The organism is Aldersonia sp. NBC_00410 (assembly GCF_026342035.1).
GTDB lineage: Bacteria > Actinomycetota > Actinomycetes > Mycobacteriales > Mycobacteriaceae > Aldersonia.
Genome location: NZ_JAPENM010000004.1, coordinates 177,228 through 190,069 on the forward strand (window position 1 = coordinate 177,228; position 12,842 = coordinate 190,069).

The following is a 12,842-nucleotide window of genomic DNA, read 5'->3' on the forward strand; positions in this document are numbered from 1 at the left end:
TCAATCACCTAATTGGACGGTCGACCAGTTGTAACATCTCACCCGGCGCTACCCTGGCCGAATGCGGATGATGGGCCTGCGCGCCCTGAGCGGCGTCGTGTCGGCGCTCGTGATCCTCGGTGTCGCCGAACTACTCGCGGCCGGATTCGGTGCGGACAGTTCGCCCGTGCAGGCACTCGGTTCCGCCATCATCGACCGCACACCCACCGCGGTCCGCGAAAGTGTCATCGATATTTTCGGCACGAACGACAAAGCGTTCCTGTACGCGTGCATGACCGTCGTCGCGATCGTTCTGGCCGCGCTCGCCGGGATCCTCGAACGGCAGCAGCGGCCCATCGGGTCGGTGCTGTTCGCAGTCTTCAGCGTGCTCGCGGCCGTGGCCGCGCTCACCCGCGCCGACGCGACGTGGACCGCCGCGTTACCGGCACTCGTCGGGGCGGTGGCCGGGATCGCGAGCTTGCGCGCCCTCGTGCGGCGGCTGGATGCACCGCAACAACCAGCCGCGGCCTCCGTCGCGAACCGTCGCGAATTCCTCGGACTCGCCGCCGGTCTCTGCGCCGCCGCACTGCTCACCGGCGCGGCGGGGCGGTGGATCGGGTCCCGGGTACGTGATGTGAGCGGGAACCGGGCGACGGTCGTGCTGCCCGCGGCAACCGACCCGGCCCCGCCCATCCCCCCGGCTGCCGACCTGCGTGTCCCCGGACTGTCGAGCTACGTCACCGAAAACAGCGAGTTCTACCGAATCGACACCGCGTTCACCGTGCCGCAGCTGTCGACCGACGAGTGGTCGCTGCGCATACACGGCATGGTCGACCGCGAAGTGACGCTGACCTACGCAGACCTCACGGCACGTCCGGCCGTCGAACGAGCGGTCACGCTGACGTGTGTCTCCAATCCGATCGGCGGCGATCTCGTCGGCAACGCCACGTGGCTCGGCTACCCGATCGCGGACCTGCTCGCCGAAGCCGGACCGCATCCCGACGCGGACATGGTGCTCTCTCGCAGCATCGACAACTTCACGGCGGGCAGCCCGCTCGAGGTGCTCACCGACGGACGTGACGCGCTGCTGGCGATCGGCATGAACGGTGAGCCGCTGCCCATCGAACACGGCTATCCGGCACGGCTCGTGGTGCCCGGCCTGTACGGCTATGTCTCGGCGACGAAATGGGTGGTCGAACTCGAGGTCACCCGATTCGACCGGGTCCAGGCCTATTGGACCGAACGCGGCTGGTCCGAGCGCGGCCCGATCAAGACCGCATCCCGCATCGACACCCCGCACTCCTCGGCGAAGCTGCCCGCCGGGCAGGTCGCTGTCGCCGGCGTGGCCTGGGCGCAGCATCGGGGCATCTCGGCGGTCGAGGTTCAGGTCGACGATGGCGACTGGCATCCCGCACGACTGTCGGAGCAGTACTCCGGCGACACCTGGCGACAGTGGGTCTACGACTGGGACGCAACCCCCGGTCCGCACACCGTTCGGGCGCGCGCCACCGACGGCACGGGGGCGGTGCAGACCGCGGAGACCGCCGACGTGATCCCGGACGGCGCGACGGGTCTACCCGCAATATTCGTTCACGTGCAGGACTGACCGGCTCCCCGCGCTCGGCGGACCGTAGTCCGGTCCGGTTAGTGTCGAAGCCGTGACGACGAACATGACGGCGGCCGACGCCGCGGGGAACACCGAACCGGCCGACGCAGTGGACGAAGCGAAGGCCGAGGCGGGCCAATTCCGGCTCGCCGGCGCCTGGAACTTCCGCGATCTCGGCGGGCTGAGCACCACCGACGGCGCCACCATTGCACCTGGGATCCTGTTCCGGTCCTCGCACCTCGCGGGGCTCGAACCCGCCGGGCAACGCACACTGCTCGAGCTCGGCGTCACCGACGTCTTCGACCTGCGCGGGCCGCGTGAGATCGCGCACGACGGGTCGGACCACCTGCCCGACGGCGTCACGCTGAACGTGCGCTCGTTCCGTGGCGACGAAAGCGGCATCCCCAGCGACAGGCTCGCGCCGCACGAGACCGCGCCGCGTCGCACCGTCGAGAATGCGCGCAAGTACATGGAGGAGGCCTACGCGAAGCTGCCGACGCTCGACGGCGCCGCGGTGGCGATTGCCGACGCCGCCCGCCGCATCGCCGACGGCGGCGGTGGCGTGCTGTTCCACTGCGCCGCAGGCAAGGACCGCGCGGGCTGGCTCGCGATCTCGCTGCTGACCGCGGTCGGGGTCACCGAGGACGACGTACTCACCGACTACCTGCGCAGCAACGACGCGATCGAACCGCTGCGCACGTCGCTGCTCGGACGATACGGGGACAAATTCGACCTGTCCGACGAGATTCTCGGCGTGACCGAGGACTACTACCGAATCGGCATGCGCACCGTCGCCGACTCCTACGGCACCTTCACCGAGTACCTGGACGCGATCGGTGTCGACGAAGGCCTCCGGGTCCGATTGCGCGAACGCGTCCTGACCTGATCGGGCCGGCTCAGGCCGTCAGGCGGACGAATCCGTTCCGGTCGATCTCGACCTGATCGCCAGTGTGAAACCAGTTGCCGGTGAAGCTCTGCGCCGTCGCTTCCGGGTTGTTCCAGTAGCCACGTGTGACGTTCGGCCCGCGGCAAAGCAACTCGCCCACACCGTGCTCGGCGTCCGGGCCGAGCAGCGCGAGTTCGGTACCGCCGAACGGGGCTCCGACGAATCCGGGCCGATCGTCCGGACACAAGCCGGACAGCGCAAGCCCGATTCCGCTGGTCTCGGTGGCACCCCAGACCGACCACTGCGACGCGGCCGGGAACACCCGGCCGACACGCTGCGCTTGGGCGGCGGTCAGCGCACCGCCGGAGCAGCACACCGTCGTCACCCGTGCGTCGGTGGGCACCCGGTCGGTGCACAGATCCCGCAGGACATCCGCCGTCGTCGCCACCACGTCGACCTGTTCCTGGCGTAGCGCGCGAACGAGCGCGTCCGCACCGAACTCCGACGGGATCACCACCGTTCCGCCCACCGCGAGCGTGGGCAGCAACTGGTCGACGCAGCCACTGGCGTGCGCGAGCGGCACCATCATCAGGTTCCGCATCCCGGTGTTGACGAGACCGAGCGTGTCGACGACCGATTCGATGGTCGAGAGCAGGTTCTCGTTGGACAACTCGACGCCTTTGGGCCGGCCGTGCGTGCCGTTCGTGTAGCAGAGCAGCGCGACCTCGCCGAGGCTCGCACCGTCGTCGATGAACGCGGTGGCGTCGGGCATGTCGTCGTCGAGCACGAAGTCGACCGCGCTGTCGTCGAGGACGTAGGCCGCATCGCCGCAGCCGGGGCGGTCGTTCACCGGTACCGGTACCGCTCCGCTGAGCAGCGCCCCAAGGAACGCCTGCACCCAGCGCGCGCCGTTATCGAGCCGGATGCCGACGCGGTCGCCGTACCCGATGCCGCGGGAGTTGAGTCCGCCCGCAATCCGCGCGGCCGAACCCCAGAGTTCGCGGTAGGTGAGGCTGGGCCCGCCGATCTCGACGACGGCGACCCGGTTCGCATACCGGTGCACGCGGACGTCGAGCAACTCGGTAAGTGCGGGACTGAGATCGCCATAGCGCAGCACCCCGTCCGGGCCGCGGGTGACCGAGCCATTGCGCGACGCACCGAGCAGCGGGTACTCGACTGGCACCGGCGAAGTGAGACCACGGGCCAACAGCGACATCGAACCTCCAAGCGCGGGGCCCGCGGAGCGCTCATTTGTCCGTGGGGCTGACACGTTGATGTCCGACTATATGGCGTCCATCACATTTCGTCTCGCTGGATTTGGCGTGAAGTTCGCTCGTGTTGGCGTCGCGCCGGCCTCAGCGCCCGGTGTAGCTCGCCTTGCCCGGCCCGACCTCGAGGAAGCTGCGCACCGCGCCGCGCAGGTCGTCGGTATCGAACAGCGCGCCGGACACCTCCGGAGTCACCGAGTCGGCGTGCGCCACTCCACCGGATCGCCACGCACCGATGATCTGTTTGGTCGCGTCGTGCGCGCGGGTCGGCCCGTCCGCGAGCTTGGTGACCAGTGCCAGGGCGGCCGCGTCGACGTCCTCGTGAACCGCGTTCACCACGCCCCACTCGCACATCGTCCGGGCGTCGTAGAGATCTGCGGTCATCACCAGTTCGCGGGCCCGGCCCGAGCCGGCCCGTTCGGCCAGCCGCTGCGGGCCACCCATCGACGGGGTCAGTCCGACCACCGTCTCGACGAGACCGAACTTCGCGCCGGGCGCGGCGAGGATGATGTCGCAGCCGAGCGCGATCTCGAACGCCGCGGTGAGGGTGAGCGCGTGTGCGGCGAACACCACCGGGCACGGCAGCGCCTCGATCCGATGGATGAGCCGGGCGAACAGGTCGCGCCAGAGGTCCGCACCGTCCTCGGTGGACATGCCGTCGAAGTGATGCACGTCGACGCCACCGGAGACGACCCGGCCCTCGGCACGGATCAGCACCGCCCGTGGCGGGCTCGCCACCAAGTCGGCCACATCGGTGGCGATCGCCTCGAACATCGCGGGGTCGAACAGGTTCAACGGCGGATGGGCGATGGTGATCGTCGCGATGGTCGCGCCTGCAGCGGTAGTCGATCGTTCCAGTCGGGTGCGGCTCGAATCGGGCATCAGCCGATCGTATTGGGGGCCACCGCCGCTTCTTCGGCGGGCCGACCGGTCCCCGGTGCCGGCTTCGCCGGGCGGACGAAGAACAGCGACGCGACCACGCCGATGACCAGGATTGCGGCCGGCAGCAACAGCGATTCGCTCAGCGCGGTGCTGAAGGCCTCCTTGACGGGCTCCGGCACCGGCCCGGACAGCGAACCCTCCCCGGCACCACCCCCGAGTCCCTGTGCGGCCATGCGCGCGGTGATCAGTGCGCCGACACCGGCGCTGCCGAGTACCGACCCGACCTGTCGCGTGGTGTTGTAGACGCCCGCGCCCGCGCCCGCCTGGTGCATCGGCAGGTTGTGCGTCGCGGTGGCGCCGAGCGGCGCCCAGATGCAGGCGTTCGCCAGACCGATGAACGCGGCCGGAAGCATCAACTGCCACGCCGGCGTGTCGACATTCATCACGGCGGTGAACCACAGCAGGGAGAGTGCGAACAACGTGAAGCCGAAGGTCGGAATGATTCGCGGGTGGGTGCGATCCACCAGGCGTCCGACCAACGGCGCGAAAATACCGGTGACGACCGCCATTGGCGCGAAGACCAGCGCGGACTTGGTTGGCGAGTAGCCGTGCACGGCCTGCAGATAGAAGAAGGTCGGCAGCATCATGGCGGTGACGGCCGCGCCCATCGCGCTGATTCCGACGTTCGCCAGCGAGAAGTTGCGGTCGCGGAACAATTCGAGCGGCAGCAGTGGCTCACCGCGGCTGCGTGACTGGTAGTAGACAAAGACGCCGAGCAGGATCACGCCGGCCGCGATCGTCAGCCAGATCCGGCCGGACCAGTCGTAGGTGCTGCCCTCCTGGATGCCGAACACGAGCAGGAACATGCCGAGCGCGCTCAGGATGACGCCGGGGATGTCGAACTTGTGCTCGTTCGTCGGCAGGGCGGGCACGAAACGTACGGCGAGGACGAATGCGACGATGCCGACCGGCACGTTGACGAGGAAGATCCACTCCCAGCCGAGGCTGTCGACGAGGACGCCGCCCAGGATCGGTCCGACCAACGTGGCGATGCCGGCCACCGCGCCCCAGGCGCCCATGGCTGCGCCGCGCTTGTCCGGCGGGAAGATGCGGGTGATGACGGCCATCGTCTGCGGCGTCATCAGCGAGGCGCCGAGGCCCTGCACCGCGCGAGCGGCGATGAGTGTCTCGATATTCGGTGACAGCGCGCACCACAGCGAGGCGGCGGTGAAGACCGTCAGCCCGACCAGGTAGACGTTCTTCGGGCCGTACTTGTCGCCGAGCCGTCCGGTCACCAGCAGCGGCGCGGCGAAGGCCAGCAGGTAGGCACTGGTCACCCAAACCACGCTGTTGACGTCGGCCTGCAGATCGGTGAGGATCGCCGGGTTTGCCACCGCGACGATCGTCATATCCAGCAGGATCATGAAGAATCCCACGCAAAGCGCCCCGAGCGCGATCCATGGGTTGCGTTCGGTTGTCACGAGTTGACCCTCGACTTCTCTTTGCTGCCATCCGGCAGTTCGGATGGATTGATGAATGGCGGCGTGCCGGGCCATGGGAGATCACCGTTGCCGATCTCTTCGACGAGGTTGCGCAGGAACTGGTCCTCCGCCTCGGCCTGGGTGCGCAAATAGCCGATCACGATCCAGAACACACGCGGCACTGCGCGACTCTCGGCTCCCGCGGTGAGAGCGTCGTACTCCGCGATATCGGCTTCGATTGATTCGATGCGGCGTCGGAGCTGCCGCGTCACGTCCTCGGCGGTCAGGTTGTGCGCCTCGGCGAGCGCCACGGGAAACAGCGGATACTCCCGTTCGGCGGTGCCAAGAATTTCACCGACGCGCGATGTGAGCGCGGCCCTGCCGACCGCGGTGATCTCGTAGGTGGTGCGTTCCGGGCGGTTGCCCGCCCGGTCGGTGCCGCAGGCGCGCAGCAGTTTCGCGTCCTCCAGCCGACCGACGGTGTGATACAGCGAGCCGGGCCGAACCTTGACGATCCGGTCCTCGTGCCGCTGCTGCAGCACCTGCACCATCTCGTAGGGGTGCATCGGGCGCTCGAAGAGCAATGCGAGCACGGCAATACCCAGCGGGCCGAGCGCTCTGCGTCCCGGTTTCATCGCCGCACCTCCCCTCGACACGCAACCTACGACTCGGCACCGACATAGTCCGCGCCAATTAGTCCACATGGAATATACGGCGTGGAAGTCGCGGGTTCAACGGTCCATGTAGCGGCTATCCAGGAGGCATGGCCGCAAAATCTGCCAACGGAGAAGCCGAGCAAGCCACGTTCACGCGCGACACCCGGTACATCAACACCCGCATCACCGAGGACGGCCGCGCCGGATACCCGGTCGAACCGGATCGGTATCGGCTGATCGCCGCGCGCGCCTGCCCGTGGGCGAACCGCGCGCTCATCGTGCGCCGGCTGCTCGGTCTCGAGGACGTCATTTCGCTCGGCCTGTGCGGGCCGACCCATGACGAGCGCAGCTGGACGTTCGATCTCGATCCCGACGGCGTCGACCCGGTACTGCAGATTCCACGGCTGCGCGACGCCTACCTGGCGCGCGACCCCGACTTTTCGCTCGGCATCACGGTGCCCGCGATCGTCGATGTGCCAACCGGCCAGGTCGTCACCAACGACATCTTCTCGCTCACCGTCGACCTGTCCACCGAATGGGCGAAGTACCACCGCGAGGGCGCGCCGCAGCTCTATCCCGAGGCGCTGCGCGCCGAGATCGACGAGGTCGCGGAGCTTATCTACAACGACGTCAACAACGGGGTCTACCGCTGCGGGTTCTCCGGATCCCAGCGGGCATACGACCTCGCCTATGACCGGCTGTTCGCGCGGCTCGACTGGCTCACCGAGCAGCTCTCCGCCCGGCGGTACCTGGTCGGCACCACCATCACCGAGGCCGACGTGCGGCTGTTCACCACACTCGTTCGCTTCGACGCCGTCTACCACGGGCACTTCAAGTGCAACCGGCACAAACTCACCGAGATGCCGGTCCTGTGGGCCTACGCGCGCGATCTGTTCCAGACCCCAGGCTTCGGCGACACCATCGACTTCGGGCAGATCAAACGCCACTACTACGTCGTGCACACCGACCTGAACCCGAAGCAGATCGTGCCGAAGGGCCCCGACCCGACCGGCTGGCTCTCCCCGCACGGCCGGGACGAACTCGGCGGGTTGCCGTTCGGCAACGGCACACCACCGCCAACGCCGGCGCCCGACGAGACCGTCCCGCCGCTGCACGCGCTCTCGTTCTGACGCGCTACTCCCCCGCGTAACTACCGAAGGACCAGAACACGCCCTCCGGATCGCGGCAGACGAAATCGCGCCCACCGTAATCCTCGTCGCGCGGCTCGCGGACGATCTGTGCGCCGCCGGCGACCGCGCGGCGGTAAAGCTCGTCCACGTCGTCGGTCACGATGTAGATCGAGCCGACACCGGGCGGCAGGTCGCGCAACGCGCTCTCCTCGCGCACCGAGCCGAGCATCAGTCCGCCGCCGCCGGGCCAGTCGAGTTGGGCATGCTCCACGACGTCGCCCTCGCCGTAGACGGCAGTCTCGACGAAGCCGAACACGTCGACGAGGAAGCGGATGGCGGCGCGTGCGTTGCGGTAGGTCAGGGTCGGCCAGATGACCGTCGCGACTCGCGCACCGGTCCCAGCCGTTCTCGTTGATTCGGTCGTATTCGTCATGGCAGCAAGTCTTCGCCGGCTGCCGGTCCGCTTGCTTGGACAAATGCGAACTCGTTCGCCCGCCACGCCGACGGTGACATCCCGGCCAGCTCCCGCCATTCCCGCGCCATATGCGCCTGGTCGTAATAGCCGCAGGTCGCGGCGACTTCGGCGAGCGACGGGATTGCCGGACGGCGTAGGTGGTTGTGCGCGACCGAGAATCGCGCGATCCGCGCGGACTCCTTCGGGGTCACGCCGAACTCCGCACTGAATCGGCCGACCAGATGCCTGCGGCTCCAGCCGAGTTCGGCGGCGACATCCGCGACGCGGGTGCGTCCCCCGCTGCCAACGAGCAACCGCCATGCGCCGACCAGCGGCGCGCCGATGCCAATCTCGCCGCGGCGGCCGATTTCGCCGGCCAGCCTGCGAGTGAGCACGTCGTCGAGAATCCCGAACCGGGCGTCCCACGATTCGGTCGCGGCCAGTCGCTCGCGCAACTCGCTTCCATCGCCACCGATCACCGCGTCGAGATCCACGATCCACGCGCCCAACTCGGCGGCCGGGACGCCGAGCAGCGCACGCGCGCCCAGCGGGGTCAGCGACAACTGGACGCCGTGCTGATTGCCGTCGTGCACGATCGTGACCGGCGCGGACGTGATACCGCTGGCCAGCGCTTCGAAGCGTCCGCTCGATTGCTGCGGATGCGAGGGGGTGCCGATCTCGAGCGCATCGCCGATGGTGATGACGACGGTCAGGTGCGGCGAGGGCATGCCCACGTGGGTGCCCGGCGGATACCCGGCGAGCCGGTAGCCGTCGTAGGTGCGTAGATACGGCCGCAATACCGGGGCGGGCTCGCGCCGAGCTCCCGCCGAATTGGAGCTCACGATTTCAGGGTAGGCAGTGTGCGACGCCCGCGCGATCGGGTTCCAGCTGCCGGGGACCACGGAACCCGGACGGATCCGCGAACGTTGGACAGGACATCGATACCGGGACAAACCGGACGCGACGAAGGGACGAACAGATGGCGCCGTCGAAATTGGATCGCACCGTGGTGTCGCTGCTCGACAACGGCGCCAAGCTGCAGTCTCCCGCGATCGATCGGTACGTCGGTCGGCTGCGCCGCGCCCATCCCGACGACACACCCGGGCAGATCATCGATCGCCTGGAGAAGACCTTTCTCAATTCGGTGACCGGTTCGGGCGCCGCAGTGGGGGCCACCGCCGCGGTCCCGGGCGTCGGAACCGTCGCCACCCTGGCCGCAGCGGGCGCCGAGGTGGTGTTCTTCCTCGAGGCCTCGGCGGTGATGACGCTTGCGGTGGCGTCGGTGTACGGGATCCATCCGGCCGATCACGAGCAACGGCGCGCGCTCGTGCTCGCCGTCGCACTCGGCGAGAGCGGCACCGCCATCATGGCCCGCAGCACCGGACGATCCGCGAAGAGCTGGGTTTCGATGATCGGTACGCGCATTCCGGGACTCGAGAAGACGAACCGAAAACTGTTGCACCGCTACGTCACCCAGTACGCCGCCAAGCGCAGCGCGTTGCTACTGGGCAAGGTGGTGCCCGCCGGTATCGGCGCGGTCATCGGCAGCTTCGGCAACCGGGCGATCGGCAAGCGCACCATCGCGCACGCGCGCGCGGCGTTCGGCCCGGCTCCCACGGCATGGCCGGTCGGCGCGGGTGGCAATGTCATCGACCTCCGACCTGCGATCGAAGCGTGACCCAGCCGATCTGGTCATGTGACCAATGTCTCTGCTAGTGTTTCGCCTCACATGTTGACGGCTCCGTCAGGCGCCGACACGAAGCAAGGCGGAGTGCAATGGCGCATGATTCGCCCCCGTTGGGGCTGCACGTGGAGACCTACGGCAAGGGTCGGCATACCCTGCTGCTGATCCACGGTTTCTCGGACAATCTGTCCACCTGGCAGCGTGTGATCCCCGAACTCGCCAGGGAGTACCGCGTCATCGCCGTGGACCTGCCCGGCTTCGGCCGGGCGAGTGCCGCGTGGCCGGATCCGCTCATCCCCGGCTATGTCGCACTGCTGCGTGAACTGCTCGTCTCGCAGCGCCGGGGTCCGGTGACGGTGATCGGAAACTCGCTCGGCGCGGTGACCGCGCTGGCCCTGGCGACCGAACACCCCGAACTCGTGTATCGCGTCGTCCTCGCAGACATGCCCGGGATCGACGGCATCCCGCGCTACTGGAACATGATCGGCAATCGCAATACCGAACGCGCGCTCCGGCTCCTCTCCCTGCCGGTGCCCGCCCCCGTGTTGCAGCAGGTGATGGAACACGGCTACAGCCTGGCTGGGATGCGCCATCCGCGGCAGCCCGGCAGCAACGAGATCCGCCGCGCCTTCGGCACGCACTACGCGGACAAGTCACGCACCATGTCGCTGCTCCCGATCGCCCGCCAGCTGTTCGCCGAACTGCAGACCATGCCGATTCGCCGCATGGTGCGCGAATTGACCGTGCCGGTACTGCTGCTGTGGGGCCAGCACGACATCCTCACCCCGTCGAACAAGGCGCGCAGTTTCGTGAACGGGCCCGCTCGCCGGGTCGTGGTGATCCCCGATTGCGGGCACTGCCCGCAGTGCGATCGGCCCGACGAGTTCCTTGCCACGGTGCGGCCTTTCGTCGAACAGCCCTTCCTGCTCGCGGGCTGAGTCGGGCTTCCGCCGCACGCGCGGTGCCGGCCAGTAGGCTCGTGGCGATCCGAATACCGGAGACCCACGACCCCGATAGTTGGGCGGAGCCGACGATGAGTTCCCCGTTCGCCCGGCCGGGCGGCATCGACCTGCGGGTAGTCGACCTCACCAAGGAGTTCGGTCGAATCCGGGCGGTCGACGATCTCAGCTTCTCGGTGCCCGCCGGTGCGGTCACCGCGTTCCTCGGCCCGAACGGCGCGGGTAAGACAACGACGTTGCGGATGATGCTCGGCCTCGTCCGGCCGACTGCAGGGGTGGCGCTGTTCGGCGGCAGTCCCTACGCGGCCCTGCCGGAACCCGCGCGAACAGTGGGCGCGGTTCTCGACACCGTCGGCCTGCATCCCGGCCGCACCGCGCTCGGCCACCTCGAGGTGTTCGGCGCGGCGGTCGGTGTTGCCCGCGGGCAGTCCGCACGGATGCTGGCCATGGTCGGACTCGAGCGATCCGCCCGGATGAAGGTGCGCACGTTCTCGCTCGGCATGCGACAACGGCTGGCACTGGCGACCGCGCTGCTCGGCGAGCCGCGCGTCCTCGTTCTCGACGAACCGGCGAACGGCCTCGATCCGGAGGGCACTGCCTGGCTGCGCGAGTTCCTCCGGTCGTTCGCTTCCCGTGGCGGAACGGTGCTGACGTCGAGCCACATCCTGCGCGAGGTGGAACACAGCGCCGACAATCTCGTCGTCGTCAATCGGGGCGCGCTGGTCTACGAGGGATCGCTGGAGTCGCTGCGCCGGCACAACCAAGGCCGGGTGTTGGTGGCGAGCGCGTCCCCGGCACGGCTGGCCACCGCGCTCGCCGCGAACGGCTATATCGATGCGCAGGTGCAGCCCGACGGCAGGCTCGCGGTCGCCGGATGCACCGAAGCCGAGGTCGGTGCGGTCGCGAATGCAGCCGGGGTCGAGATTTTCGGCATGGTCGCCGAGCAGGTCGACCTCGAGCAGATCTTCCTGGCCATGACGGCCACTCCCCCGCCCGGAGGTGGCCTGCGTTGAACACCGGACTGCTCGTCTCCGAGGCCCGCAAGGTCACCACCCTGAACTTCTGGTGGGCGCTGCCGATCGCACCGGTCGCGGTCGGCATGTTCGCCAGCGCGATCTACGCCGGCCTCGCCGACGCGCTCGACCCGTACGACGATTCGGGGCTGTCCACCGGCGCGGCATCCATCGGTCTCTACTTCGCGCTGGCGTGGGTGATCCTGTTCGCGGGCATCTTCGGTGCGGTCAATGCGGGCACCGACTTCCGGCACAAGACGCTGACACCGACCTTCCTCATCGCGCCGCGTCGCGACGGCGTGGTCGCGAGCAAATACGTCGTCACCATCGTCGTCGCGCTCGGTTACGGCCTACTCGCCGAGGCGACGAGCCTGATCTGCATGTCCGTGTTCGGCGGCGGCCGCGTGGAATGGTCTCCGACGCTGCTGGCCGTGGTCGCAGCCGGCGCGTTGGCCGCGGTGTGTTGGTCACTGATCGGCGCCGGGCTCGGGCTGCTGCTCGGTTCCCCGATCGGCGCCGCGCTCGCACTGGTCGCGTGGTATCTCGTCGGCGAGCTGACGGTGTCGACGATCGCGGCCGGGTTGGGTTTCCAACGCCTCGGTGGTCTGCTCCCCGGCGGGGCGACCCTGTCCACGGTGGCGGTCGGTTCGCTCGACAACTCCGACGTCTTCGTGTCCTGGCCGGTGGCGCCCGCCGTGTTGCTGGCGTGGACGGCGCTGTTCACCGGCGCCGGTTGGTGGGTCGTCCGGCAGCGCGATATCACCTGAACCCGCTGCCGCGTTGTCGTCGGCGAGGACGACCGTGTCGGGTTGTCGTCGGCGACGACGACCTTGTCGGGAGCGGG

13 protein-coding genes are annotated in these 12,842 nt (G+C 68.6%); 7 read left to right on the forward strand and 6 right to left on the reverse strand.

Features of this window, described 5'->3' with window-relative positions; translation table 11 throughout:
• Positions 1–61: 61 nt before the first annotated feature.
• Complete coding sequence (locus OG921_RS11030) at positions 62–1,585, forward strand: molybdopterin-dependent oxidoreductase (RefSeq protein WP_266112466.1); 1,524 nt, start codon at positions 62–64, stop codon at positions 1,583–1,585.
• A 52-nt stretch (positions 1,586–1,637) separates the two neighbouring features.
• A complete protein-coding gene (locus OG921_RS11035) occupies positions 1,638–2,471 on the forward strand; it encodes a tyrosine-protein phosphatase (protein ID WP_266112468.1) in 834 nt (277 codons plus the stop codon).
• Positions 2,472–2,481: 10 nt separating this feature from the next.
• Here the strand turns inward: OG921_RS11035 and OG921_RS11040 are convergent, their stop codons facing one another.
• From OG921_RS11040 to OG921_RS11055, 4 genes are all read right to left on the reverse strand, one after another.
• Positions 2,482–3,687 carry a class I adenylate-forming enzyme family protein gene (locus OG921_RS11040; RefSeq protein ID WP_266112469.1) on the reverse strand — a complete coding sequence of 402 codons (1,206 nt, stop codon included), beginning with the start codon at positions 3,685–3,687 and terminating at the stop codon, positions 2,482–2,484.
• Between the two features lie 139 nt (positions 3,688–3,826).
• Entirely contained in the window at positions 3,827–4,621 is a 795-nt protein-coding gene (locus OG921_RS11045; protein WP_266112470.1) for an enoyl-CoA hydratase/isomerase family protein, read from the reverse strand.
• A complete protein-coding gene (locus OG921_RS11050) occupies positions 4,621–6,102 on the reverse strand; it encodes a DHA2 family efflux MFS transporter permease subunit (RefSeq protein ID WP_266112471.1) in 1,482 nt (493 codons plus the stop codon). The genes OG921_RS11045 and OG921_RS11050 overlap by 1 nt, the downstream gene beginning before the upstream one ends.
• Positions 6,099–6,737 carry a PadR family transcriptional regulator gene (locus OG921_RS11055; RefSeq protein ID WP_266112472.1) on the reverse strand — a complete coding sequence of 213 codons (639 nt, stop codon included), beginning with the start codon at positions 6,735–6,737 and terminating at the stop codon, positions 6,099–6,101. Before OG921_RS11055 ends, OG921_RS11050 begins: the two co-directional genes overlap by 4 nt.
• A gap of 128 nt (positions 6,738–6,865) precedes the next feature.
• Between OG921_RS11055 and OG921_RS11060 the strand changes: the two genes are divergently transcribed.
• Positions 6,866–7,888: a glutathione S-transferase family protein gene (locus tag OG921_RS11060; protein WP_266112473.1), complete on the forward strand. Its 1,023-nt coding sequence runs from the start codon at positions 6,866–6,868 to the stop codon at positions 7,886–7,888.
• Positions 7,889–7,892: 4 nt separating this feature from the next.
• Here the strand turns inward: OG921_RS11060 and OG921_RS11065 are convergent, their stop codons facing one another.
• Together OG921_RS11065 and OG921_RS11070 are read right to left on the reverse strand one after the other, a co-directional pair.
• Positions 7,893–8,321, reverse strand: coding sequence for a VOC family protein (locus tag OG921_RS11065; RefSeq protein ID WP_266112474.1), 429 nt, complete (start codon positions 8,319–8,321; stop codon positions 7,893–7,895).
• Complete coding sequence (locus tag OG921_RS11070; RefSeq protein ID WP_266112476.1) at positions 8,318–9,184, reverse strand: helix-turn-helix transcriptional regulator; 867 nt, start codon at positions 9,182–9,184, stop codon at positions 8,318–8,320. The genes OG921_RS11065 and OG921_RS11070 overlap by 4 nt, the downstream gene beginning before the upstream one ends.
• 137 nt (positions 9,185–9,321) lie before the next feature.
• Here OG921_RS11070 and OG921_RS11075 point away from each other — a divergent pair, with 137 nt between their 5' ends.
• The 4 genes from OG921_RS11075 to OG921_RS11090 all read left to right on the forward strand — a co-directional run bounded on the left by OG921_RS11075 (position 9,322) and on the right by OG921_RS11090 (position 12,765).
• Positions 9,322–10,020, forward strand: coding sequence for a hypothetical protein (locus OG921_RS11075; RefSeq protein WP_266112477.1), 699 nt, complete (start codon positions 9,322–9,324; stop codon positions 10,018–10,020).
• Between the two features lie 98 nt (positions 10,021–10,118).
• Positions 10,119–10,964, forward strand: a complete 846-nt coding sequence (locus OG921_RS11080) for an alpha/beta fold hydrolase (protein WP_266112478.1) — start codon at positions 10,119–10,121, stop codon at positions 10,962–10,964.
• A 95-nt stretch (positions 10,965–11,059) separates the two neighbouring features.
• Positions 11,060–11,998, forward strand: coding sequence for an ABC transporter ATP-binding protein (locus OG921_RS11085; protein ID WP_266112479.1), 939 nt, complete (start codon positions 11,060–11,062; stop codon positions 11,996–11,998).
• Positions 11,995–12,765: a hypothetical protein gene (locus tag OG921_RS11090; RefSeq protein WP_266112480.1), complete on the forward strand. Its 771-nt coding sequence runs from the start codon at positions 11,995–11,997 to the stop codon at positions 12,763–12,765. The genes OG921_RS11085 and OG921_RS11090 overlap by 4 nt, the downstream gene beginning before the upstream one ends.
• Positions 12,766–12,842 lie beyond the last annotated feature (77 nt).

Excerpts from the sequence above, each read along its gene's own strand:
- OG921_RS11060 (WP_266112473.1), top strand. The coding sequence starts at position 6,866 with ATGGCCGCAAAATCTGCCAACGGAGAAGCCGAGCAAGCCACGTTCACG.
- OG921_RS11080 (WP_266112478.1), top strand. The coding sequence starts at position 10,119 with ATGGCGCATGATTCGCCCCCGTTGGGGCTGCACGTGGAGACCTACGGC.
- OG921_RS11045 (WP_266112470.1), bottom strand. The coding sequence starts at position 4,621 with ATGCCCGATTCGAGCCGCACCCGACTGGAACGATCGACTACCGCTGCA.
- OG921_RS11075 (WP_266112477.1), top strand. The coding sequence starts at position 9,322 with ATGGCGCCGTCGAAATTGGATCGCACCGTGGTGTCGCTGCTCGACAAC.
- OG921_RS11055 (WP_266112472.1), bottom strand. The coding sequence starts at position 6,737 with ATGAAACCGGGACGCAGAGCGCTCGGCCCGCTGGGTATTGCCGTGCTC.
- OG921_RS11065 (WP_266112474.1), bottom strand. The coding sequence starts at position 8,321 with ATGACGAATACGACCGAATCAACGAGAACGGCTGGGACCGGTGCGCGA.
- OG921_RS11040 (WP_266112469.1), bottom strand. The coding sequence starts at position 3,687 with ATGTCGCTGTTGGCCCGTGGTCTCACTTCGCCGGTGCCAGTCGAGTAC.
- OG921_RS11030 (WP_266112466.1), top strand. The coding sequence starts at position 62 with ATGCGGATGATGGGCCTGCGCGCCCTGAGCGGCGTCGTGTCGGCGCTC.
- OG921_RS11085 (WP_266112479.1), top strand. The coding sequence starts at position 11,060 with ATGAGTTCCCCGTTCGCCCGGCCGGGCGGCATCGACCTGCGGGTAGTC.